The sequence below is a fragment of the Pseudomonas sp. MWU16-30316 genome, from assembly GCF_020515645.1.
Classification (GTDB): domain Bacteria; phylum Pseudomonadota; class Gammaproteobacteria; order Pseudomonadales; family Pseudomonadaceae; genus Aquipseudomonas; species Aquipseudomonas cerasi.
In genome coordinates this window covers 349,441-371,076 of sequence record NZ_JAIZAZ010000004.1, presented here as the reverse complement: position 1 = coordinate 371,076, position 21,636 = coordinate 349,441, and the positions used below count along the sequence as shown (strand labels likewise).

General features: G+C 59.9%; 23 protein-coding genes. 10 read left to right on the top strand and 13 right to left on the bottom strand.

Features of this window, described 5'->3' with window-relative positions; all coding sequences use genetic code 11:
• Positions 1-242 precede the first annotated feature (242 nt).
• The 3 genes from LCH65_RS16400 to betC form a co-directional block, all read right to left on the bottom strand.
• Complete coding sequence (locus LCH65_RS16400; protein ID WP_226439624.1) at positions 243-1,811, bottom strand: SulP family inorganic anion transporter; 1,569 nt, start codon at positions 1,809-1,811, stop codon at positions 243-245.
• A gap of 170 nt (positions 1,812-1,981) precedes the next feature.
• Positions 1,982-2,908: a choline ABC transporter substrate-binding protein gene (locus tag LCH65_RS16395; RefSeq protein ID WP_054082297.1), complete on the bottom strand. Its 927-nt coding sequence runs from the start codon at positions 2,906-2,908 to the stop codon at positions 1,982-1,984.
• A 36-nt stretch (positions 2,909-2,944) separates the two neighbouring features.
• Positions 2,945-4,450, bottom strand: coding sequence for a choline-sulfatase (gene betC / locus LCH65_RS16390; RefSeq protein WP_054082298.1), 1,506 nt, complete (start codon positions 4,448-4,450; stop codon positions 2,945-2,947).
• Positions 4,451-4,564: 114 nt separating this feature from the next.
• Between betC and LCH65_RS16385 the strand changes: the two genes are divergently transcribed.
• Together LCH65_RS16385 and LCH65_RS16380 are read left to right on the top strand one after the other, a co-directional pair.
• Complete coding sequence (locus LCH65_RS16385; protein ID WP_226439623.1) at positions 4,565-5,515, top strand: LysR family transcriptional regulator; 951 nt, start codon at positions 4,565-4,567, stop codon at positions 5,513-5,515.
• Between the two features lie 145 nt (positions 5,516-5,660).
• Positions 5,661-6,485 carry an alpha/beta fold hydrolase gene (locus LCH65_RS16380; protein ID WP_054082300.1) on the top strand — a complete coding sequence of 275 codons (825 nt, stop codon included), beginning with the start codon at positions 5,661-5,663 and terminating at the stop codon, positions 6,483-6,485.
• Positions 6,486-6,639: 154 nt separating this feature from the next.
• On the opposite strand, the gene LCH65_RS16375 is transcribed toward LCH65_RS16380, so the two are convergent.
• The 3 genes from LCH65_RS16375 to trpB form a co-directional block, all read right to left on the bottom strand.
• A complete protein-coding gene (locus LCH65_RS16375; protein WP_044309652.1) occupies positions 6,640-7,170 on the bottom strand; it encodes an anti-virulence regulator CigR family protein in 531 nt (176 codons plus the stop codon).
• A 125-nt stretch (positions 7,171-7,295) separates the two neighbouring features.
• The gene (gene trpA, locus LCH65_RS16370) at positions 7,296-8,105 is read right to left on the bottom strand and encodes a tryptophan synthase subunit alpha (protein WP_003432715.1); all 810 of its coding nucleotides are present in this window, start codon (positions 8,103-8,105) and stop codon (positions 7,296-7,298) included.
• Positions 8,102-9,331, bottom strand: coding sequence for a tryptophan synthase subunit beta (gene trpB, locus LCH65_RS16365; RefSeq protein WP_003367769.1), 1,230 nt, complete (start codon positions 9,329-9,331; stop codon positions 8,102-8,104). The genes trpA and trpB overlap by 4 nt, the downstream gene beginning before the upstream one ends.
• Positions 9,332-9,410: 79 nt before the next feature.
• On the opposite strand from trpB, the gene LCH65_RS16360 reads away from it, so the two are divergent.
• The gene (locus LCH65_RS16360) at positions 9,411-10,367 is read left to right on the top strand and encodes a LysR family transcriptional regulator (protein WP_044309654.1); all 957 of its coding nucleotides are present in this window, start codon (positions 9,411-9,413) and stop codon (positions 10,365-10,367) included.
• On the opposite strand, the gene LCH65_RS16355 is transcribed toward LCH65_RS16360, so the two are convergent.
• Positions 10,368-10,694: a DUF883 family protein gene (locus tag LCH65_RS16355; RefSeq protein ID WP_003318456.1), complete on the bottom strand. Its 327-nt coding sequence runs from the start codon at positions 10,692-10,694 to the stop codon at positions 10,368-10,370.
• Positions 10,695-10,859: 165 nt separating this feature from the next.
• Between LCH65_RS16355 and LCH65_RS16350 the strand changes: the two genes are divergently transcribed.
• Both LCH65_RS16350 and LCH65_RS16345 read left to right on the top strand, forming a co-directional pair.
• On the top strand, positions 10,860-11,075 hold the full coding sequence (locus tag LCH65_RS16350) for a dodecin (RefSeq protein ID WP_003318455.1): 216 nt from the start codon (positions 10,860-10,862) through the stop codon (positions 11,073-11,075).
• A 146-nt stretch (positions 11,076-11,221) separates the two neighbouring features.
• Positions 11,222-11,446, top strand: coding sequence for a DUF1161 domain-containing protein (locus LCH65_RS16345; protein WP_003318454.1), 225 nt, complete (start codon positions 11,222-11,224; stop codon positions 11,444-11,446).
• 137 nt (positions 11,447-11,583) lie between these two features.
• Here the strand turns inward: LCH65_RS16345 and LCH65_RS16340 are convergent, their stop codons facing one another.
• Positions 11,584-12,585: an LLM class flavin-dependent oxidoreductase gene (locus tag LCH65_RS16340; RefSeq protein WP_226439622.1), complete on the bottom strand. Its 1,002-nt coding sequence runs from the start codon at positions 12,583-12,585 to the stop codon at positions 11,584-11,586.
• Between the two features lie 211 nt (positions 12,586-12,796).
• Here LCH65_RS16340 and LCH65_RS16335 point away from each other — a divergent pair, with 211 nt between their 5' ends.
• A complete protein-coding gene (locus LCH65_RS16335; RefSeq protein ID WP_003367763.1) occupies positions 12,797-13,228 on the top strand; it encodes an OsmC family protein in 432 nt (143 codons plus the stop codon).
• Positions 13,229-13,346: 118 nt separating this feature from the next.
• Positions 13,347-13,580 carry a DUF1161 domain-containing protein gene (locus tag LCH65_RS16330; protein ID WP_003367761.1) on the top strand — a complete coding sequence of 78 codons (234 nt, stop codon included), beginning with the start codon at positions 13,347-13,349 and terminating at the stop codon, positions 13,578-13,580.
• Here the strand turns inward: LCH65_RS16330 and LCH65_RS16325 are convergent, their stop codons facing one another.
• Both LCH65_RS16325 and LCH65_RS16320 read right to left on the bottom strand, forming a co-directional pair.
• Positions 13,581-13,946 (bottom strand): hypothetical protein, encoded by a 366-nt coding sequence (locus tag LCH65_RS16325; protein WP_161429428.1) that lies wholly within the window; start codon positions 13,944-13,946, stop codon positions 13,581-13,583. It lies immediately after the preceding gene.
• An 85-nt stretch (positions 13,947-14,031) separates the two neighbouring features.
• The gene (locus LCH65_RS16320) at positions 14,032-14,700 is read right to left on the bottom strand and encodes a hypothetical protein (protein ID WP_060708466.1); all 669 of its coding nucleotides are present in this window, start codon (positions 14,698-14,700) and stop codon (positions 14,032-14,034) included.
• Positions 14,701-14,987: 287 nt separating this feature from the next.
• On the opposite strand from LCH65_RS16320, the gene LCH65_RS16315 reads away from it, so the two are divergent.
• Positions 14,988-16,043, top strand: a complete 1,056-nt coding sequence (locus tag LCH65_RS16315; RefSeq protein ID WP_122267134.1) for an aminopeptidase — start codon at positions 14,988-14,990, stop codon at positions 16,041-16,043.
• A 170-nt stretch (positions 16,044-16,213) separates the two neighbouring features.
• Here the strand turns inward: LCH65_RS16315 and LCH65_RS16310 are convergent, their stop codons facing one another.
• Positions 16,214-16,759 carry a gamma carbonic anhydrase family protein gene (locus LCH65_RS16310; RefSeq protein WP_226439621.1) on the bottom strand — a complete coding sequence of 182 codons (546 nt, stop codon included), beginning with the start codon at positions 16,757-16,759 and terminating at the stop codon, positions 16,214-16,216.
• 112 nt (positions 16,760-16,871) lie between these two features.
• On the opposite strand from LCH65_RS16310, the gene prlC reads away from it, so the two are divergent.
• A complete protein-coding gene (gene prlC / locus LCH65_RS16305; protein ID WP_226439620.1) occupies positions 16,872-18,923 on the top strand; it encodes an oligopeptidase A in 2,052 nt (683 codons plus the stop codon).
• Positions 18,920-19,207 carry a YheV family putative zinc ribbon protein gene (locus tag LCH65_RS16300; protein ID WP_003367746.1) on the top strand — a complete coding sequence of 96 codons (288 nt, stop codon included), beginning with the start codon at positions 18,920-18,922 and terminating at the stop codon, positions 19,205-19,207. The genes prlC and LCH65_RS16300 overlap by 4 nt, the downstream gene beginning before the upstream one ends.
• Before the next feature lie 89 nt (positions 19,208-19,296).
• Here the strand turns inward: LCH65_RS16300 and LCH65_RS16295 are convergent, their stop codons facing one another.
• A complete protein-coding gene (locus LCH65_RS16295) occupies positions 19,297-19,524 on the bottom strand; it encodes a hypothetical protein (protein WP_003367743.1) in 228 nt (75 codons plus the stop codon).
• A 209-nt stretch (positions 19,525-19,733) separates the two neighbouring features.
• Positions 19,734-21,632 (bottom strand): cytochrome c/FTR1 family iron permease, encoded by a 1,899-nt coding sequence (locus tag LCH65_RS16290; RefSeq protein WP_044309658.1) that lies wholly within the window; start codon positions 21,630-21,632, stop codon positions 19,734-19,736.
• Positions 21,633-21,636 lie beyond the last annotated feature (4 nt).

Below are 21,636 nucleotides of genomic sequence, written 5' to 3'. Positions count from 1 at the left end.
TCGGCTATCTGCGGACTATCGTGCCAATGCTCCGAGTTATACACAAGTCCGCTTTTGATTCTGGCCGAAGGCCGTGGGAGCGAACTTGTTCGCGAAGGCGGTATTTCAGATGATGTATTTTCGGCGATTATACCTGCCCTTTCGCGAACAAGTTCGCTCCCACGCCCTCCGGGCAGAAGCCAAATCTACGGGCTCATCAGAACCTTTGTAGAACGCAGAGCATCGCGACGATGATTCATGGCTCAATCCTCAAACAGAATCGGGCACTTCTCCGCCCCTTCCAGCTTGTGCAGTTCCTCGATCACTTGCGGCCTGGCATTGCGCAGGACCAGCACTCTGCCCTGCCGGCCCAGACGTCTGGCTTCCTGATGAAGCATCTCCACGCCTGAGTAATCGATGAAGTTGATCTGCTGCGCATCGATCACCACTCGCACACCTTCGGTACGTTGCAGGCGGGTTTGCAGGTAGTGGCTGGCGCCGAAGAAGATCGATCCGCCGACCCGCAGGACCTCCTCGTCGCCCTCGCGCCATTGCTGGACACGCGGTTGCGAGGTGCGCTTGAGGTAGAAAAACAGCGAGGCCAGTACACCGGCGTAGATCGCGGTTTGCAGCTCCAGCAGCAGGGTGGCCAGACAGGTCAGCGCCATCACGAAAAACTCGGCGCGGCTGACGCGGAACAGCGCACGAATGCCTCGGCGATCCACCAGCCCCCAACAGATCAGCAGAATTGAGGCGGCCATGGCCGGGATCGGAATGTGCGATATCAACGAGGCACCGGCGACCGCGAACAACGCTACCCATAGCGCGGAAAACACCCCCGCCAACGGCGAGCGCGCACCTGCCTCGTAACTCAATGCCGCACGGGTAAAAGACCCGGCTGACAGGTAGCCGGAGAACAGCGAGCCGACCATGTTCGACAGCCCCTGGGCACGCACTTCCTGATTGGCATTGAGCATCTGCTGCGAACGAGCTGATAGCGAGCGAGCAATCGACAGGCTGTTGACCAGCCCGAGCATGCCCACCGCCACGGCGGTCGGCAGCAGCTTGAGGATCAGTTCGAGATCCAGCGGCAACGGGCTGAAGGGCGGCAGATGGCCGACGAAGGCGCTGACCACACGGACATGGCCGAACATCGCCGGCCACAGCCACACCAGCAGGCTGCTCGACCCCAGTGCGATCAACAGCGTCGGCCAGCGAGGCACGAGAAGCTTGAGTCCGATACCCAGCGCCAGGGTCAACAGACCGAGCATCAGCGAAGACAGATCGACCTCACGCAGATGCTCGAGCACGGCGCTCATGCTTTTGAGCGCGGTGGTCTGACTCGGCAGATCAATGCCCAGCAGATTGGGCATCTGCCCCAGCGCAATCACCACCGCAGCGCCCAGCGTGAAACCCAGCACCACCGAGTGCGAAACGAAATTTACCAGTGCACCGAAGCGCATCATCCCCAGCAACAACTGAAATACGCCAGCGATGAAGGTCAGCAGCAGGATCAACATGATGTAGTCCTGACTGGCCGGGACGGCGAGCGGACTGACACTGGCGTACAGCACGATGGAGATAGCCGCAGTCGGCCCGCAGATCAGGTGCCAGGACGATCCCCACAGACAGGCCACGAGGACTGGAACAATCGCAGCGTAGAGGCCGTACTCAGGGGGCAGCCCGGCGATCAGTGCGTAAGCGATGGATTGCGGCAGTGCCAGAATGGCGCCACTCAGGCCCACTAGCGCGTCACGCCCGACGCTGGCGCGATTCTGCTGCGGCAGCCAGGCGAGAAAGGGTAGGAATTTATGGCGATTGAGCCAGCGCATCGGTCCCTCGGTTGAATTGAACGTAGAGGACGCAGAGCGCCCAGAACGGCACGTGGAGCATGGGCACGATAGTCGGACGCCTGTCGTTCCTCACGCTCCAGCGTGGGAATGCCTTGGGTGACGCTCCGCGTCACAGACCTTCGTCACGCAGCGCACTCAAGGCTTTACGCTTACAACCTGGCCTTCACCGCCGCCAGACCGTCCTTGCCATCAGCGGTCTGTACGCCCTCCAGCCACTTGTCCAGCACCGCCGGGTTGGCCTTGATCCAGGCTTTCGCCGCCTCGCTGTTGCTGACCTTCTTGTTGACCACTTCGGCCATGATGCTGTTTTCCATGTCCAGGGTGAAGCTCAGATTGGTCAGCAGCTTGCCGACGTTCGGGCAGGCTTGAGCATAACCCTTGCGGGTCAGTGTAAAGACCGAGCCGGTGTCGCCGAAATATTTCTCGCCGCCCTTGAGGTAGTGCATGCCCTTGATCTGCACGTTCATCGGGTGCGGCGTCCAGCCGAGGAACACCACAAAGGCTTTTTTCTTCACGTTGCGATTGACCTCGGCGAGCATCGCAGTCTCGCTGGATTCCACCAGCTTCCATTTGCCCAGGTCGAATTCGTTCTTCTTGATGATCTCCTGCAACGACAGGTTGGCAGGCGCACCGGAACCGATGCCGTAGATCTTCTTGTCGAACTTGTCAGCGAATTTGTTCAGGTCGGCAAAGTTATGCACACCGGCTTCCCAGACGTAATCCGGTACGGCCAGGGTGAATTCGGTGCCCTCCAGGTTTTTCGCCAGTTGCGTCACATCTCCGGTGGCCACGAACTTGTCGTAAAAGCCCTGCTGCGCCGGCATCCAGTTACCCAGAAACACATCCAGCTTGCCGTCTTTCAAACCGCCGTAGGCAATCGGCACGGCCAGGGTATCGACCTTGGGCGTGTAGCCCAGGCCCTCAAGGACCACGCTGGTAATGGCGTTGGTGGCCGCAATGTCACTCCAGCCGGGATCGGCCATCTTCACGGTGCTGCAACTGGCGTCCTCCGCCTGCGCTGCCAGGCTACCCAAGGTCATGACCGCGACCGCAACGGCTGTGGATAACTTCTTCATTGATGTACCCCTTTGGTTTTTTTGGTGTGGGCAGGGTCAAGGTTGCGGAAAACGTGCCTTGCGCTCCAGATCGTCCAGATCAATGTGGTTGCGCATGTACTGCTGACTGGCGTCGACCAGTGGCTGGTGATCCCAACTCTTCAGCTTGCCGGTTGCCAGCGATTTGGCGACGAAGCGCCTTCTGCGCTGACTGGCGAGCACCTGTTGGTGTATCGCCGGGATGTCCCACTTGGCCCGAGCTTCGGCCAGGAAGTCATTGAACAGCTTTTCATGGGCGGGTGACTGGCTCAGGTCCTTCTGCTCTTTCGGGTCCTTCTTCACATCGAACAGCAGGCACGGGTCCTGTTCCGAATAGATAAATTTGTACGCGCCACGACGGATCATCATCAGCGGGCTGGTGGTGCCTTCGGCCATGTATTCACCGAACACCTCGTCGTGCCCGCCCTTGCGTTTCAAATGCGGCATCAGCGAACGTCCGTCCAGTGGCAAACCGGCGTCCAGTTTGCCGCTGGCCATTTCGACGAAGGTCGGCAGCAGGTCGGCAGTCGACACCGACGCACTGACCCGTCCCGGTTTGAACTGGCCCGGCGCGTACACCACCAGCGGCACGCGCGCGGCCATTTCGAACCAGTGCATTTTGTACCAGAGGCCCTTCTCGCCCAGCATGTCGCCGTGATCGCCGGAGAACACCACGATGGTGTCTTCCGCCAGCCCGACTTCATCGAGCGTCTGCATCAGCTTGCCGACGTTGAGGTCGATGTAGCTGCACGCGCCAAAGTAGGCGCGGCGCGCATCACGAATCTTGTCGGTCGGCATGGGCTTGTCCCACAGGTCATAGACCTTGAGCAGCCGTTGCGAATGCGGGTCCAGCGCGGCCTGATTGGCGTGCGGCGGCGGCATCGGGATCTCTTCGTCGGCGTACAGGTCCCAGAACGGCTTGGGAATGGTGTACGGGTCATGAGGATGAGTCATGGAAACGGTCAGGCAGAAAGGCGCATCACCGTCCTGGCGCACGTGGTCGTACAGATATTGCTGGGACTTGAACAGCACCTCTTCATCGAAATCCAGCTGGTTGGTGCGAATGCACGGACCAGCCTGCAATACCGATGACATGTTGTGATACCAGCTTGGCCGCACATCCGGCTCGTCCCAATTGACTGACCAGCCATAGTCGGCCGGGTAGATGTCACTGGTCAGGCGTTCTTCGTAGCCATGCAACTGGTCCGGCCCGCAGAAATGCATCTTGCCTGCCAGGGCGGTCTTGTAGCCCAGCGCACGCAGGTAGTGGGCATAAGTAGGGATGTCGGCCGGGAAGTCAGCTGCGTTGTCGTACGCGCCGATCCTGCTCGGCAGCTGGCCGCTGACCAGGGTGAAGCGCGACGGCGCGCAAAGGGGGCTGTTGCAATACGCCGAGTCGAACACTACGCCATTGGCGGCCATGCGGCTCAGGTTCGGCATCAGAATCGGGGACCGGGCGTAAAACGGCAACATTGGCGCGGCCATTTGATCGGCCATGATGAACAGAATATTTTTGCGCTTCATGTAATCGCTGCATCCCATTGTGAAAAGTTATGCGAAAGTGCCGGGTATGAGGATGGAGTCCATACGTTTCAGGGTAAAGCCCATACACAGCAATACCTAGGATAAGCCCAGCTAATGTTTGAATCTTTCGGCGATGTGTCACTCGATCTGATGCGTGCATTTGAAGTCGCGGCGCGTTTGCGCAGCTTCACAGCGGCAGCCCTCGAACTGGGCACGACACAGCCCGCTGTCAGCCAGCAGATCAAGCGCCTCGAAGAGCAACTCGCTACCCGTCTGTTCGACCGCATCTACCGTGGCATCGAATTGACCGACGCCGGTGAAGTGCTATTCAGCCATGTGCAGGCCGGGCTGCAATCCATCGACAGCGGATTGACAGCCATTACCGAACACCACCAGCACGAAGTGCTTCAGGTGGCGACCGACTTCGCCTTCGCCGCCTACTGGCTGATGCCGCGTCTGCACCGTTTCCACAAGGTTAACCCGGACGTGGACGTCAGCCTGGTCACCAGCGAGCGTACCCACAGCATGTTACGTGCTGATATCGATGTTGCGGTGCTGTTCGGTGACGGGCGCTTCAAACAGGGCGAAAGCCACTGGCTGTTCAGCGAAGAGGTCTTCCCGGTGTGCAGCCCGCAACTGATCGCCGGGCGCCAGACGCCGCTGCCCAACGATGCGCTGCGCGACTTTCCACTCCTGCACCTGCGTGGCGAAAGCATCAACCACTGGTTCGACTGGGCGGGCGTATTCCGCGCGCTGGACATCCCTCAGGCCCCCGCGCCCGGTCAACTGCGCTTCGACAACTACACCCTGCTGATCCAGGCGGCCATCGGCGGACAGGGCATCGCCATCGGCTGGAAGCACTTGGTCGACGACCTGCTCGATCAGGGCCTGCTCTGTCGCCCTATCGCCGGCGCGGCGATTTCCGGCCAGGGCTATTACGTCGTCCTGCCCCAGCGCAAACGCCGCGTGCAGATCGTTCAGCAATTCGTGGACTGGCTGGCCAGCGAGCAGGCGTTGAGCGGGGTTTCGCTGGCGGGCAGGCCATTGCCGTCGATTGCGGTGTAACATTGCCCCGCTGAAAAGTGACCGCTCGGTCCATCGCCGCGCGCACATCAACAAAATGGTCATGCATACGCGTGAATATCATCGGTGCCCTGCCCCAGGCTGCCTGAACCGAATGCTGAAAGACCAGAACAGAGGATCATCAGAAATGCCGGATCTACTCATCGACGGTAAGACACTTCACTATTCCGACCAGGGCACGGGCCCGGTGGTAGTGCTCGGTCACAGCTATCTCTGGGACAAGGCGATGTGGAGTGCACAGATTGATACCCTGGCCAGCCAGTATCGGGTGATCGTGCCGGATCTGTGGGGGCACGGAGATTCCAGCGGGTTTCCCGAAGGTACTCGCAACCTCGATGACCTGGCGCGGCATGCGCTGGCGCTGCTGGATCATTTGAATATCGAGCGTTGCAGCATCGTCGGGCTGTCGGTCGGCGGTATGTGGGGCGCAATCGCTGCACTGCTCGCGCCAGAGCGCATCACGGGGCTGGTGCTGATGGACACCTATCTGGGCAAAGAGACCGAAGCCAAGAAAGCCTATTACTTCTCGTTGCTCGACAAGCTGGAAGAGGTCGGGACCTTTCCTGAGCCGCTGCTGGATATCGTCGTACCGATTTTCTTCCGTCCCGGCATTGATCCGCAGTCGCCTGTGTACACGTCGTTTCGTGCAGCGCTTGCCAGCATGAATGCCGAGCAGTTGCGTCAGTCCGTCGTACCACTGGGAAGGATGATTTTCGGTCGTGATGACCGGCTCGGGTTGATCGGACAACTGAATGCCGACACCACGCTGGTAATGTGTGGCGATGCGGACATCCCGCGCCCGCCAGAAGAAACCCGCGAGATGGCCAGCCTGATCGGCTGCCCTTACGTGCTGGTGCCTGAGGCAGGGCATATCGCCAATCTGGAGAACCCGGATTTTGTGTCGGGAGCGCTGATGACGTTTTTGGCGCGGGTTAACCAGAAGCAGGGTTGAGCTGGGCTGGTTTCTGCGCTGGGCTGCCCTCAAGATCGGACGCGGAGCGTCCAGAACGGCATGCGACGCGGAGCGTCGCACGATAGTCGAGATTATCGTTCCTCACGCTCCAGCGTGGGAGTGCCTTGTCTGACGCTCCGCATAGCAGCACCCATCAATTCAACACACCATCCAGAATCGCGTAAACAATCCCAGAACCCACGGCGATCAGTACGACGTCGGTGCCCAGGCGGCGCCATTCGTAGCCGTCATAATGTGGCAGGTATTGCAGCGAGCGGCTGTCCAGGCGTTTGCCGTAACCAGGGGGCAACGGACGGCCCTTGGCGATGTGTACGCCAGGCGGCAGTGGCTGGCCCCGGCCGATGACGTCGCGGTGTTGCTGGAAGGTCTCGCGTACCGGGCCGAAATCCTGCGGTGGGCGGTTGCCGCCGCGGTTGTCCTGATGCGCCTGTCTGCCTGGCTGGCTGGCCGGGCCTTTGTCCGGACCCCGGCCATTGTCATTGCCCGGTCCACGGTCATTGCCACGCTCGTTATGCCCGCCATTGCTCTGCGGCCCCGGCTGTTGAACGCCACGATTGTCGTCCGGGCCATCACCGCGTTGATCCGGTGGTGCAGCTTGCAGCAGCGGACTGGCGCTGATCATCAAGATACCCAGTCCGGTGATAAAACGGTTTGGCAGTTTCATGGTGTTTCCTCGGCTTCACTCAATGCAGCAAAAAGGGGTTCATGACGCTGGTCATGAACCCCTTACGTCTTGCTACATAGAGCCGCCGCTCAGGCTTTGATTCCTCTGTATCAGAAACTTTACCCTCAGCGACGAGCGCTACGTACGCCCTCGGCCAGCGCCGCGCACAGCGTCAGCACGCCGTCGACGGCATGCTCCGGCGACTCGGCGCTGGCGATCTTGTCGACGAACGCCGAGCCCACGACCACGCCGTCAGCCAGACGCGCAATCGCCGCGGCCTGCTCGGGTGTGCGGATACCGAAACCGACGCTGATCGGCAGATCGGTGTGGCGGCGCAAGCGAGCGATGGCTTCAGTGACGTGCTCGGTGGTGGCCGAGCCAGCCCCGGTCACACCGGCGACCGACACGTAGTAAACGAACCCGGAACTGCGTTCCAGCACGCGCGGCAGGCGCGCATCATCGGTGGTCGGCGTAGTCAGACGGATGAAGTCGATGCCGGACGCCTGTGCAGGAGTCGCCAGCTCGGCGTCGTGCTCAGGAGGCAGGTCAACGATGATCAGACCGTCAACACCCGCTTCCTTTGCCTGCGCCACAAAGGCTTCGACGCCAAAGCGGTGGATCGGGTTGTAGTAACCCATCAGCACAATCGGCGTGGTCTGATCGTCGACACGGAATTCGCTGACCATCTGCAGGGTTTTCTGCAGGGTCTGGCCAGCGTCCAGAGCACGCAGGGTCGCCAGCTGAATCGCCACACCGTCGGCCATCGGATCGGTGAACGGCATACCCAGCTCGATCACGTCAGCACCCGCCGCAGGCAGGCCTTTCAGGACTTTCAGCGAGGTGTCGTAGCCAGGGTCACCGGCGGTGATGAAGGTGACCAGCGCCGCACGACCTTCGGTTTTAAGCTGGGCGAAACGATGTTCTAGACGGCTCATACCAGCTGCTCCTGAGTGTGTTCGGCGGCTGCCATATGGTTCATGACGGTTTGCATGTCTTTGTCGCCGCGCCCGGACAGGCACACGACCATCAGATGATCATCGCGCAGGTTGGTCGCGCGCTTCATGGCTTCGGCCAGGGCGTGAGCAGTTTCCAGCGCCGGGATGATGCCTTCGAGCAGGCAGCACTGATGGAAAGCATCCAGCGCTTCGTCATCGGTGATGCTGACGTATTCGACGCGCTTCACTTCGTGCAGGAATGCGTGTTCCGGGCCGATGCCTGGGTAGTCCAGACCGGCAGAGATCGAGTGCGCATCGGTGATTTGTCCGTCGCCGTCCTGCAGCAGGTAGGTACGGTTGCCGTGCAGCACGCCCGGTACGCCGCCGTTCAGGCTGGCCGCGTGCTTGTCGGTGCTGACGCCGTGACCGCCCGCTTCAACGCCGATGATTTCCACGCTGGCGTCATCCAGGAACGGATGGAACAGGCCCATGGCGTTGGAACCGCCGCCGACACAGGCGACCAGGCTGTCCGGCAGACGACCTTCCTTCTCCAGCATCTGCTCTTTGGTTTCCTTGCCGATGATGGCCTGGAAGTCACGGACCATCGCTGGGTAAGGGTGCGGGCCTGCCACGGTGCCGATCAGGTAGAAGGTGTCGTCGACGTTGGTCACCCAGTCACGCAGCGCTTCGTTCATCGCATCTTTCAGTGTGCCGGTGCCGGAAGTGACCGGAACGATTTCAGCGCCCAGCAGCTTCATGCGGAACACGTTGGCCTGCTGACGCTCGATGTCGGTAGCACCCATGTAGATCACGCAAGGCAGACCGAAACGTGCAGCAACGGTAGCAGTGGCAACGCCGTGCATGCCGGCGCCGGTTTCCGCGATCAGGCGTTTTTTGCCCATGCGTTTGGCCAGCAGCACCTGACCGATGCAGTTGTTGATCTTGTGCGCGCCGGTGTGATTGAGCTCTTCACGCTTGAAGTAGATTTTCGCGCCGCCACAGAACTCGGTCAGGCGCTCGGCGAAGTACAGCGGGTTTGGACGGCCCACGTAATCGCGCTGGAAGTAGGCCATCTCCTTGATGAATTCCGGGTCGGCTTTGGCGGCTTCGTACTCGCGGTTGAGGTCTAGCACCAGCGGCATAAGGGTTTCAGCCACGTAGCGGCCGCCGAATGAGCCGAACAGGCCATTGGCGTCGGGGCCGCTGCGGAAATTGGTCTGGGTCATGAAGTGCTCCAGTTGCAGTATTGGGCGAATGGGTTGAGCCGTATTGGCAATGGGTCCACTTTAACCAGCGCAAGGCTGGATGAAAACCGATAAGATCGCTGCAACCTGTCAGGAAAACTCACAGATCATGAGCCGCGACCTCCCTCCCCTCAATGCATTGCGCGCCTTTGAAAGCACTGCCCGGCTTGGCAGTGTCAGCCAAGCGGCCGAACAGCTGAACGTGACGCATGGTGCTGTCAGTCGCCAATTGAAAGTGCTTGAAGAACACCTGGGTGTAAGCCTGTTCAGCAAGGACGGACGAGGCCTGAAACTCACAGATGCAGGTATTCGCCTACGCGATGTCAGCGGCGACGCGTTCGACCGGCTGCGCGGCGTGTGTGCAGAACTGAGCAAGGGCAGCGCAGATGCGCCGTTCGTGTTGGGTTGCTCCGGCAGCCTGCTGGCGCGCTGGTTCATCCCGCGCTTGAGTCGCCTGAATGCCGAGCTGCCGGACCTGCGTCTGCACCTGTCGGCAGGTGAAGGTGATCTTGACCCGCGTCGGCCAGGTCTTGATGCCCTGTTGATATTTGCCGAGCCGCCATGGCCGGCAGACATGCAGGTCTTCGAACTGGCAAGTGAGCGGATCGGACCGGTGTTGAGCCCACGTTTCGCGCGATTCGAGCGTCTGTGCGATGCACCAGTCGAGGCGTTGCTGGAAGAGTCGTTGCTGCAAACCACATCGCGTCCGCAGGCGTGGCCGAGCTGGGCGCAGCAGAACGGCATCGATCCGCAGTCATTGCGTTACGGGCAGGGTTTCGAGCATTTGTATTATTTGCTGGAGGCGGCCGTGGCGGGCCTTGGCATTGCAATTGCGCCCGAGCCTCTGGTCATCGATGACCTGAAGGCCGGTCGCCTGGCTGCGCCTTGGGGGTTCAGTGAAACCCCGGCGCAGCTGGCGCTTTGGGTACCCAGACGTGCGGCCGATGGACGAGCGCAGCAGCTTGCTCAGTGGTTAAAAAATGAGCTGAAGCGGTCCGGGGAACCGATCAAAAACTGATCAGTTACCGCGCTTGAACAGCATGTAGGCAGCGATCAGGCCGATGGCACCTACCGCAACGCCGGCGGTGGTCCAAGGGTGTTCCTGAGCGTAGTCACGGGTTGCCAGTGCGTTTTCGCGGGTTTTCTCTTTGACGTCTTCGTAGACATCGCTGAGCAGGCTGCGCGAGTGGCTCAGCGCGCTTTCAGCGTTGGCTTTCAGATTCTTCAGTGTCTTGCGCGACTCGTCGGTAGCGTCGGCTTTCAGGCCCTCCAGGGACTTCAGGAGGCTCTCGATTTCAGCTTCCATACTCTGCAACGAGGCTTTGCGAAGTGACGTAGTAGCCATGGTGTTTCTCCTGCAATGATGAGTGGGCGTGTTGTTTCGGACTCCGGGCTTTTTGGAAAGTGCGATGGGAATTTTGCAAAGGTCTGAACTTTTGCGCGCCTTCTCCTGACAGAAGCAGGGAGCGCGCTCTATATCGCGTCTTTTTCAGACCTCAGGAGAACTGCCATGTCGGATCATCACACGTACAAGAAAGTTGAAATCGTAGGCTCTTCCACGACCACCATCGAAGACGCCATCAACAATGCCCTGGCCGAAGCCAGCAAAAGCCTCGACCTGATGGAATGGTTTGAAGTGACCGAAACCCGCGGCCATATCGAAAACGGCAAAGTCGCGCACTTCCAGGTGACGTTGAAAGTGGGCTTCCGCATCACCAACAGCTGAGGGTGATCTGAACCTTTCGGCTGGCCGATTGCCATAAGCTGCGCTACACGCAAATGTGGCCACGCGTTCGCTGTGTGAGCGTGGGGATTTTCAATGGGCGCCTGTTCTGATGGCGTCTTCATTTGGCCGGACGAGAGGGATTACCCATGAAGAAGTTTTTGTTGGCTGTAGGCTTGCTGAGCATTGCAGGCACTGCCCTCGCGGCAGGCAAGCCATGTGAAGAGTTGAAAAGTGAACTCGACGCAAGACTCCAGGCGAAGGGCGTAACGTCCTACACGCTGGAAGTGGTCGAGAAAGGCAGCGCGGCCGACAAGCAAGTCGTCGGCACCTGCGAAGGCGGCACCAAGGAAATCGTTTACCAGCGCGGTTGATTGCCAGCCAGGCCCGGCTCAGGCCGGTTGGCCCGGTCAATCCCGTTTGCAGGTTTCACGAACAGCATCGCCCCGGACTGTCATTTAGTCCGGGGCGATGCTGTTTCTGGCTGGTTTTTTCCGATTCGGAAAGTCGCTTAGCCGTGCGCGACCTGGGCCAGGATCTCGTAAGAGCGCAGCCTGTCTTCGTGCTCGTACATGTCGCAGGTGAAGAGCAACTCGTCCGCGTCGGTCTGCTCGAGCAGCACGTCCAGTTTGGCGCGAATCTTTTCCGGGCCACCCACCATCGCCAGACCCAGGAAGCTTGATACGGCTTCACGCTCGTGTGGCAGCCACAGACCGTCCATCGACTCGACAGGCGGGCGCTGCATCAGGCTGTGCCCACGCATCAACGCCAGAACGCGCTGATAGACCGACGTCGCCAGGTATTCGGCGTGCTCGTCCGTGTCGGCCGCCGACAGGGGCACCCCGAGCATCACATAAGGCTTGTCGAGCACTTCCGATGGCTGGAAGTGATTGCGATACACGCGAATCGCCTCGTGCATGTAACGCGGTGCAAAGTGCGATGCGAAGGCATACGGCAAGCCGCGCATGCCTGCCAGCTGGGCGCTGAACAGGCTCGAGCCCAGCAGCCAGATCGGCACGTTGGTGTTTGAACCGGGTACGGCGATCACTTTTTGATCAGGCGTGCGCGGCCCCAGGTATTCCATCAGCTCGGTGACATCATCCGGAAAGTCATCGGCACTGCCGGAGCGCTCGCGGCGCAAGGCACGCGCAGTCATCTGGTCGGAGCCCGGAGCGCGGCCCAGTCCCAGGTCGATGCGGCCGGGATACAGGCTGGCCAGGGTACCGAACTGCTCGGCAATCACCAGCGGCGCGTGGTTGGGCAGCATGATCCCGCCAGCCCCGACACGAATGGTCGACGTGCCGCCTGCCAGGTAGGCGAGCAGCACCGAGGTCGCTGAACTGGCGATGCCGTCCATGTTGTGGTGCTCGGCCACCCAGAAGCGGTTGTAACCCAGCTTTTCAACATGCTGGGCAAGGTTGAGCGAGTTGCGCAGGGAATCGGCGGGCCCTTTGTCGTGGCGCACCGGCACCAGATCAAGGGTGGAAATTTTTACATCTGCCAAACGTTTCATAGGCCGGGGTAGCTCCTCGAATTGTGATGGGCCGGCTGCTGGAGCTGCCCACGATGAAACAGCAGTGCGGGCGCAAGTCCGGCTTTTCAATGGGCAGTGTAGAAAAACCTACTGAAATGGTTGGTCTTTCCGACGGTTGAACTTTCCAGAGCCGTCTATCCTCAGAATGCTGTAACAGCAACGATCCAAATTCATTCCAAAAGGAGCCACCATGAGTATCGTCAAGAAAGCATCCGCCCACTGGGAAGGTGATCTGAAAAGCGGTATCGGCAGCATCTCCACGGAAACCGGAGTGCTGCGCGAAGCGCCTTACGGCTTCAAGGCACGTTTTGAAGGCGGCAAAGGCACCAACCCGGAAGAGCTGATCGGCGCAGCCCATGCAGGCTGTTTCTCGATGGCGTTGTCCATGATCCTGGGCGGTGCAGGCCTGACTGCTGAAAGCATCGATACTCAGGCTGAGGTGTCGCTGGATGAGGTAAAAGGCGGTTTCGCGATCAGCGCTGTGCATTTGACCCTCAAGGCCAAAGTGCCAGGCGCGACCCAGGAGAAGTTCGACGAGTTGACCAAGCAGGCCAAAGAAGGCTGCCCGGTTTCCAAGGTACTGAACGCGAAGATTACCCTGGACGCTACATTGCTGAGCTGATTCACAGCCAGCCTTGCGGGGGCGCCTTGTGCGCTCCTGTATCTGCTGTATAAAGCTGGCTTGCTTCATCGGTCATGCGTTGGTTGACGCATGGTTTGATTATGATCAGGAGTCGAGCATGAAACGTTTTATTATGGCAGCGACCTGCACCCTGCTGGCAACCAGCGCCCTGGCGGCACCGAAATCCTGCGAAGAACTAAAGGCTGAAATCGAAGCCAAGATCCAGGCCAACAACGTCACGTCCTACACGCTGGAAATTGTTGGCAACGAAGAGGCCACCGATCCCAGCATGATCGTCGGCAGCTGCGACAACGGTACGAAAAAAATCATCTATCAGCTCAACGGTCGCTGATCAGATGCAGTGCACCCCGCCCTCTTCTTCCTCCTCGGCCACCACCTTGCGCTCTGCATCGTAAAGCCAGGCATCGACACTGTTCGCCAGTGAGCGTACCTCCAGCACATAACGCTGCCCGGCAGCGAAGTGGTCGTAACGAACACTGACGTAACACGTGATCTCGGTGTACTCGTCGCCGATCATCCCCATGCCGCCCGAGCGGTACTCGTAGTCATAACGCACCTGCAACTCATGGCTGCCCGGCGTCACCTGAAAATAGCGGCCGTCGTAAGTGTTCTTGCCATCGAGCTTGTCGCCCATGATCAACTGGCCGGTGATGGTGCGCATGTCGACCCACGCCATGTCCGGATTGACGGTGGGCAAGGGGCCGGCGCATCCGGCGAGGGTGGCTAGAGTGAGTGCGGTTATCAGTATCAGAAGACGGTTTGGCACCGAGGTGTACCTCTGTTTAAAAAGGTTTAGTGGCAACCGTTGACATGACCTGCTGTTGGCCAGTCATCCAGTCTGCAGAAACTGCGCAGCGTGTTTCGGTCAAGCGTTGGATAACGGCAAAATCGCTTCTCAGGTTTCGTGAAAAGATTGGTTCATGATGAGCAATTCGATTTCGAAGCAATCGGATTTGTTCGAGATCAGCCGCGATCTTTGCTCGGTGGGCAGATACAGTGAAGCACTTTTCGAGGTTTGGAAAAAAGCGGTATAGATAAGGAGTCCAGATACGGCCTTCAAACCGTTTTGTGAACATTTTTTCCCAAAAGACGAATTTCAACTCCGCAATAACGGCCCCGGTTGTTCCACATTTCTGTCTGGCTCTTGCAAGCTCTTGTTTTGGCTTGAAAACCGGACCTGTAACATTGGGCAAGCTTTGCTCGAAGCCGGGACTCCAAGGCCACTCGGGGCCGTAAACCGAAGCGATTGCGTCTGCAACACCGTTACGAACAATCACCTCGCACAGGTGTAGCGGTGTAAGGAACGCTGCAGAGACGAGGGCGTTCCAGGCATACAAAGTGATGGCCTCATCAAGACCCCGGCCCACAGCGCGCGCTGCGTTCTCATACGTCGAAATCCGGGCAGAGGAAATGGACAATCTGATGGCCTTTGCGACCTCTAAACCTGACATTGACGACAACTGCAAATCTCCCTATAGTCTGCCCACTTGCCGAGGGCCTAGCTGGCTTATGCCTCCCCCCACGGACAGATGATATAGCAATACCTAAAGCCCACCTGCACGGTGGGTTTTCTGTTTGTGTCTAATGAAAATAGCTTTTTACACAGGCGCACAGCTTGGTGCGTTCCAGCTCGTCCGTGGTTTGAGTCTCTGTAACCTTCAATCCTCATAACAGTTGCACATCCCCACTCCCCTCCTGCATAACATCACCGTACCCAAGCCACCAAAGCACTTCCTTCATGGCCACATTCTCCCTGCCACGCCTTCGACACCTGCCAGCGCTGACGACCGTCACGCTGCTTGCCGGCTGCTCCAGCGTTTCCTACTACGGGCAGTTGGCTCAGGGGCAGTGGCAGTTGCTGCAGGCACGTGAGCCGGTGGAGAAGATCGTGGCTGACCCGACTCGGGATGCAGGTTTGCGCCAGCATCTGGCCCGGTCGCAGTTGGCTCGGACGTTTGCCAGTGAGCATTTGCATCTGCCGGATAACAAGAGTTACCGCCTGTACGCGGATCTGGGGCGGCCTTATGTGGTGTGGAATGTGTTCGCGACGGATGAGTTCTCGCTGGAGCCGGTCACGCACTGTTTTCCAATCGCTGGGTGTGTGGCGTATCGCGGTTATTACAGCCCTGGCGGGGCGCGTGGTGAGGCGGCGTTGCAGCGGCAGGCGGGCAAGGATGTGTATTTGAGTGGCGTGGAAGCCTATTCGACGCTGGGTTGGTTCAATGATCCGATTCTCAGTTCGATGATGGGCTGGGGCGACGAGCGTCTGGCCACGCTGATTTTTCATGAGTTGGCGCATCAGCGTTTTTACGTGAAGGACGACACGGAGTTCAACGAGTCCTACGCCAGTTTCGTCGAGCAGGAAGGTACGCGGCAATGGCGTGCGGCGCGGGGATTACCGCCGGAGAGTGTTTCGCAGTCGGCGCGGCGTGATCAGTTTACCCGGTTGGTGCTCGATACCCGGGAGCGGCTCAAGGCGTTGTATCGCCAGCCGCTGTCGGCCGAGGTGATGCGCGCCCGCAAGGCTGAAGAATTCGAGCGGATGCGCCGTGATTACCGCGCGTTGCGGGATGATCAATGGGCAGGCGACAAGCGCTTCGATGCCTGGATCAACAGCCCGATGAACAACGCCAAGCTGCTGCCTTTTGGTCTTTACGATCAATGGGTGCCAGCTTTCGAGGCGTTGTTCAGGCAGGTGAATGGCGACTGGCAGGCCTTTTATCGGGCTGTGGAGAAGCTGGGCGCGATGCCTGCCGAGGCGCGCAAGGCGGCGCTGCGGGCGTTGATGCCTTGAACTCTCCGTGGGAGTGAGTTTGCTCACGAAGAGGTCGGTACAGCGCTCACACAATGGGCGTTTGAACCGCGGTCTTCGCGAACAAGCGAAGCGTCGCCCGGCTCGCTCCTAAGGCCTTCGGCCAGAATAGAAGGTCGACTGAGTGCAGAGCGCAGTATTAATAGCGGGCCTCAACCCTTATCAAACCCCTCCGCCAGATGCTGATCCTTGAGTTTCACGTAATTAGTGGCGCTGTACGGAAAAAAGGCGATTTCCTTGTCGGTTAATGCACGCACCTGTTTGACCGGGCGGCCGACGTACAGAAAGCCGCTTTCCAGCACTTTACCGGGCGGTACCAGGCTGCCTGCGCCGATGATGACTTCGTCTTCAACTACCGCGCCATCCATGATGGTCGTGCCCATTCCGACCAGGATGCGATTGCCGATTGTGCAGCCATGCAGCATGGCCTTGTGGCCAATGGTCACGTCATCGCCGATGATCAACGGAAAACCATCCGGGTTGAATGGGCCGGCGTGGGTGATGTGCAGCACGCTGCCGTCCTGCACACTGGTACGGTCGCCGATGCGGATGCGGTGCATGTCGCCGCGTACCACGGTCAGCGGCCAGACGGAGCTGTCGGCGCCGATTTCGACGTCACCGATAACCACCGCTGAATGATCGACAAAGGCCCGTTCGCCGAGGGCTGGGGTGTGCTCCTGAAACTTGCGAATGGCCACGATAGGCTCCTTCTTTGGCAGTGATAGGCGTGCAGAGCGGGTTTGGTTGCTGCGGTCGGCGTCGATTGTAATTAAGATGGCTGAGTGTTTCTTCAAGGCAAGGTGCAAAACCGTGAGCGCGAACAACCCTCTTCTGCAATCGTACGACCTGCCACCCTTTTCGGCGATTCGTGCCGAGCATGTCAAACCTGCTATCGAACAGATCCTGGCGGATAACCGTGCCGCGATTGCCGACATCCTCGCCAAACAGGGTTCGACACCGACCTGGGCCGGGCTGGTGCTGACCATGGACGAACTGAACGACCGCCTAGGCGCTGCCTGGAGCCCGGTCAGCCACCTCAATGCCGTGTGCAACAGCGCCGAGCTGCGCGAAGCGTATGAATCCTGCCTGCCGGCCTTGAGCGCCTACTCCACCGAGATGGGCCAGAACCGCGCGCTGTTCCAAGCCTATGAAGCCCTGGCCAATGGCCCCGAGGCCGCCAGTTTCGACGTTGGCCAGAAGACCATTCTGGAGCAGTCGCTGCGTGACTTCCGCCTGTCCGGTATCGATCTGCCGCCCGAGCAGCAGAAGCGTTACGCCGAAGTGCAGAGCAAACTGTCGGAGTTGGGCAGCCAGTTTTCCAACCAGTTGCTCGATGCCACTCAGGCCTGGACCAAGCTGGTCGCCGATGAGTCCGCCCTCGCCGGCCTGACCGATTCTGCCAAACAGCAGATGGCTGCCGCTGCCAAGGCAAAGAATCTGGAAGGCTATCTGATCACGCTGGAATTCCCGAGCTATTACGCGGTGATGACCTACGCCGAAGACCGCGCACTGCGCGAAGAAGTCTATGCGGCGTACGCCACCCGTGCGTCGGATCAAGGCTCGAACGCGGGCAAGAACGACAACACGCCGGTCATGGAGCAGATCCTCGACCTGCGTCAGGAACTCGCGCAATTGCTCGGCTATGCGAACTACGCCGAGCTGAGCCTGGCAACCAAGATGGCCGAGTCCAGCGACCAGGTACTGAGCTTCCTGCGTGACCTGGCCAAGCGCAGCAAGCCTTTTGCTGCCCAGGATCTGGAGCAGCTCAAGGCTTATGCCGCCGAACAGGGCTGCCCTGATCTGCAAAGCTGGGACAGCGGTTTCTACGGCGAGAAGCTGCGCGAGCAGCGCTACAGCGTTTCCCAGGAAATCCTGCGTGCCTACTTCCCTGTCGATAAGGTGCTTGGCGGCCTGTTCACCATCGTTCAGCGCCTGTACGGCATCGAGATTGCCGAGCAGAAAGGCTTCGACACCTGGCACCCGGATGTTCGTCTGTTCGAGATCAAGGAAAACGGCCAGCACGTCGGGCGCTTCTTCTTCGATCTGTATGCCCGCGCCAACAAGCGTGGTGGTGCCTGGATGGACGGCGCGCGCGACCGTCGCCGTACGGCGCAAGGCACGTTACAGAGCCCGGTGGCCAATCTGGTGTGCAACTTCACACCCGCTGTTGCCGGCAAACCTGCGCTGCTGACCCACGACGAAGTCACCACGCTGTTCCACGAATTCGGTCACGGCCTGCATCACCTGCTGACCCGCGTCGAGCATGCCGGGGTATCCGGTATCAATGGCGTGGCCTGGGACGCCGTCGAGTTGCCGAGCCAGTTCATGGAAAACTGGTGCTGGGAGCCCGAGGGCCTGGCGCTGATCTCCGGTCATTACGAAACCGGCGAGCCTCTGCCGCAGGATCTGCTGGAGAAGATGCTCGCCGCCAAGAACTTCCAGTCCGGCCTGATGATGGTGCGTCAGCTGGAGTTCTCGCTGTTCGATTTCGAGCTGCATGCCACGCATGGCGACGGCCGCAGCGTGCTGGACGTGCTGGAAGGCATTCGCGACGAAGTGTCAGTGATGCGTCCGCCAGCCTATAACCGCTTCCCGAACAGCTTCGCACACATCTTCGCAGGCGGTTACGCAGCCGGTTACTACAGCTACAAGTGGGCCGAGGTACTGTCCGCCGATGCGTTCTCGAAATTCGAGGAAGACGGTGTGCTCAACGCTGAAACCGGACGCGCCTTCCGCGAAGCCATTCTGGCGCGTGGTGGTTCGCAGGCACCGATGGTGCTGTTCGTCGACTTCCGAGGACGCGAGCCGTCGATTGACGCATTGTTGCGTCACAGTGGCTTGAGTGAGGATGCGGCAGCATGACCGATACCCCGGTAGTCATTACCAGGAAACGCTTCATCGCCGGGGCGGTTTGCCCGGCGTGCAGCGAGCCTGACAAACTGATGATGTGGAACGAAAACGACGTGCCGCATCGCGAGTGCGTGAGTTGCGGTTACAGCGACACGCTCAACGAGCAGGGTATTTCGATACCGAAGGAGTTGGGTACGCGGGTCAACAAGGCGGTGGTCAAACCGGCTGATCCCAAGGTTCAGGGTGTGCAGTTCTTCCCGAACCCGAAGTTGAAGAAGCCGGTTGATCCCGAGTGACGTGATCGGTCGGTGTCAAATTGGAAGGTTCGTTCGTTTGAACGAACCTTTTTTATTGCCCGCCGTGCCTCAGGTTATCAACAGTAAAGTTACCAATCGGCCAACTCAGCCACTTTCTTCCTGAAGGCCAGCGCCAGAGCCGTCAGCACTTCCTCATCCCTGCCCAGTTCGCCGCGAATCTTGTGTTTTCCCTGCGGGTGCAGCCTGACCCAGGCGTGTTCTTGCAGGTCATCGTTTTCATAAAATTCAATGGCTATTTCAGGATGGTCATGTTCCTCAATGTCTTCAGCCCACAACCGAATCTCATACTTGGCCATCACCCACCCCGTTGTCAGGTAAATGCGCCAGTACCCGATAGCCGAGTTGGCGTTTCGCTACACTAGGCCTGAAGAAAAAGGGCGTCTACTGGTAGAAGTAACAGGTGGTTTTTTGTACAGGGCGGGAAAGTGAGACGGCGAATCGCAACAGCGCTGGGGGGGAAGCAGGGACAAGCGGTGAGCACCACTTGTCCCTGGCAGGCAAAACGTCAGCCTGCCGTTTGCAGCCTGCGCTTCTCGGCCAGACGACTTCTGCCGTACAGCACTGCAATGGCGATCAAGGCGATGGCCTGTGCGCTGAGTGAGTACAGGTCGGCGTGAATGCCCAGCCAGTCGAACTCGAAGAACGGCACCGGCCTTGTGCCGAATATCCCCGCCTCCTGCAGCGCCTTGACGCCGTGACCGGCAAACACCACTGACAGTGCGCAGAGCAGCGCAGCATTGATGCCGAAGAACAGCGACAGCGGCAGCTTCGCCGAGCCGCGCAGGATGACCCACGCCAGGCCTACGAGCAGCACCAGCGCCGTGGCACCCCCCGCCAGCACGGCATCGTGCCCGGCCGGTCCGGCCTGCAGCCACAGGGTTTCGTAGAACAGGATGACTTCGAACAACTCGCGATACACCGAGAAGAACGCCAGCACCGCGAAGCCGAAACGACCGCCGCCGCCGACCAGACTGCTTTTGACGTAGTCCTGCCACGCAGCGGCGTGACGACGATCATGCATCCACACCCCGAGCCAGAGCACCATCACACTGGCGAACAGCGCGGTGGCGCCTTCCAGCAATTCACGCTGCGCGCCGCTGACGTCAATGACATACGCCGCGAGTGCCCAGGTGGCCAGCCCGGCCAGCAGCGCCAGACCCCAGCCGATGTTGACGCTGCGTACGGCAGACTGCTGGCCGGTGTTGCGCAGAAACGCCAGAATCGCCGCCAGTACCAGAATCGCTTCCAGCCCTTCACGCAGCAGGATCAGCAGGCCCGAAATATAGCTCAGCGACAGGCTCAGGCCGTCGCTGCCCAACAGGTCCGCCGACTCCTTGAGCTTGCCTTTGGCTGCTTCCAGTTTTTGCGCGACCTGAGGTAGCGGCATGCTGTCCTGCAAGGACTGCCGGTAAGCCATCAGGCTCTTTTCAGTGTCCTTGCGCACATTGGCGTCGACGTTATCCAGCGAGCTTTCGACCAGCTCGAAACCCTCCAGATACGCCGCGACCGACAAATCATAGGCCTGCTCGCGATCACCGGCCTTGTAGGCTGCCAGGCTCTTGTCCAGCGTTACACTGGTGTAATCCAGCAGTTGCGCCGGGCCGCGCTGTACCTGAGGTGGCTGCGCGCGCTGGGCCCGGAAGGTGGCGGTAGCGTCCGGACCTTCGCCAGCCTGGATTTCGGCCGGTGTCTGGCGAGCCAGATCGGCGAGGTTGAAGGTCTTGGCAGGCTGGGCGACCGGTTGTGCGCTGAAGCTGGCGATATACGTCGCGATGTCCCAGCGCTGGCGATCGTCCAGCTGGTCGGCGAACGCGGGCATATCGGTGCCGGCAATGCCTAGCCCGGTCGCGTTGTAGAGGTCGTAGAGACTCAGGCGATCCAGCCGCGCAGTATCCCGCAGGTTCGAGGGTGGCGGTTCCAGGCCGATACCTGCCGGTCCATCCCCTGCACCGCTGTCGCCATGGCACACCGAGCAATGCTGGGCGTATAAAGGCGCGCCACGGGCGGGGTCCGGCGTAATGGCCGGGGCCTGACTGACCTCGTAGGCAAGCGCGAGCTTCGCACTCAACTGCCGCGCCTGACGAGTGACCTGCGCAGCGTCCTGTCGACTTGCCACAGCGCTTTTCAGCTGGTTTACCGCCTGCTCCAGAGCATCACGCTCGGCGCGTTGCGGCAAGGCAACGATGAGGCCTTGCAACGCAGTCAGGTTATCGACCTGCTGCTGATACTTGACGGTGTCCACAACCTTGCCGTCCGCCACGGTCGCCGGGTAATCGGCCCCCAGGTAATCCAGCAGATGCAGCGCCTGGGCGGCACCCTCGACCGGGTCGGCCAGCGCAATGCAGCTGCCCAGCGCCAGAAGCGGCAACAGTAACCAGGCAAGAAAACGAGAACGGACGGGCATTGCA

Bases quoted from the DNA above. Each gene is read 5' to 3' on its own strand.
- LCH65_RS16400 (WP_226439624.1), bottom strand. From the start codon at position 1,811: ATGCGCTGGCTCAATCGCCATAAATTCCTACCCTTTCTCGCCTGGCTG.
- LCH65_RS16395 (WP_054082297.1), bottom strand. From the start codon at position 2,908: ATGAAGAAGTTATCCACAGCCGTTGCGGTCGCGGTCATGACCTTGGGT.
- betC (WP_054082298.1), bottom strand. From the start codon at position 4,450: ATGAAGCGCAAAAATATTCTGTTCATCATGGCCGATCAAATGGCCGCG.
- LCH65_RS16385 (WP_226439623.1), top strand. From the start codon at position 4,565: ATGTTTGAATCTTTCGGCGATGTGTCACTCGATCTGATGCGTGCATTT.
- LCH65_RS16380 (WP_054082300.1), top strand. From the start codon at position 5,661: ATGCCGGATCTACTCATCGACGGTAAGACACTTCACTATTCCGACCAG.
- LCH65_RS16375 (WP_044309652.1), bottom strand. From the start codon at position 7,170: ATGAAACTGCCAAACCGTTTTATCACCGGACTGGGTATCTTGATGATC.
- trpA (WP_003432715.1), bottom strand. From the start codon at position 8,105: ATGAGCCGTCTAGAACATCGTTTCGCCCAGCTTAAAACCGAAGGTCGT.
- trpB (WP_003367769.1), bottom strand. From the start codon at position 9,331: ATGACCCAGACCAATTTCCGCAGCGGCCCCGACGCCAATGGCCTGTTC.
- LCH65_RS16360 (WP_044309654.1), top strand. From the start codon at position 9,411: ATGAAAACCGATAAGATCGCTGCAACCTGTCAGGAAAACTCACAGATC.
- LCH65_RS16355 (WP_003318456.1), bottom strand. From the start codon at position 10,694: ATGGCTACTACGTCACTTCGCAAAGCCTCGTTGCAGAGTATGGAAGCT.
- LCH65_RS16350 (WP_003318455.1), top strand. From the start codon at position 10,860: ATGTCGGATCATCACACGTACAAGAAAGTTGAAATCGTAGGCTCTTCC.
- LCH65_RS16345 (WP_003318454.1), top strand. From the start codon at position 11,222: ATGAAGAAGTTTTTGTTGGCTGTAGGCTTGCTGAGCATTGCAGGCACT.
- LCH65_RS16340 (WP_226439622.1), bottom strand. From the start codon at position 12,585: ATGAAACGTTTGGCAGATGTAAAAATTTCCACCCTTGATCTGGTGCCG.
- LCH65_RS16335 (WP_003367763.1), top strand. From the start codon at position 12,797: ATGAGTATCGTCAAGAAAGCATCCGCCCACTGGGAAGGTGATCTGAAA.
- LCH65_RS16330 (WP_003367761.1), top strand. From the start codon at position 13,347: ATGAAACGTTTTATTATGGCAGCGACCTGCACCCTGCTGGCAACCAGC.
- LCH65_RS16320 (WP_060708466.1), bottom strand. From the start codon at position 14,700: ATGTCAGGTTTAGAGGTCGCAAAGGCCATCAGATTGTCCATTTCCTCT.
- LCH65_RS16315 (WP_122267134.1), top strand. From the start codon at position 14,988: ATGGCCACATTCTCCCTGCCACGCCTTCGACACCTGCCAGCGCTGACG.
- LCH65_RS16300 (WP_003367746.1), top strand. From the start codon at position 18,920: ATGACCGATACCCCGGTAGTCATTACCAGGAAACGCTTCATCGCCGGG.
- LCH65_RS16295 (WP_003367743.1), bottom strand. From the start codon at position 19,524: ATGGCCAAGTATGAGATTCGGTTGTGGGCTGAAGACATTGAGGAACAT.
- LCH65_RS16290 (WP_044309658.1), bottom strand. From the start codon at position 21,632: ATGCCCGTCCGTTCTCGTTTTCTTGCCTGGTTACTGTTGCCGCTTCTG.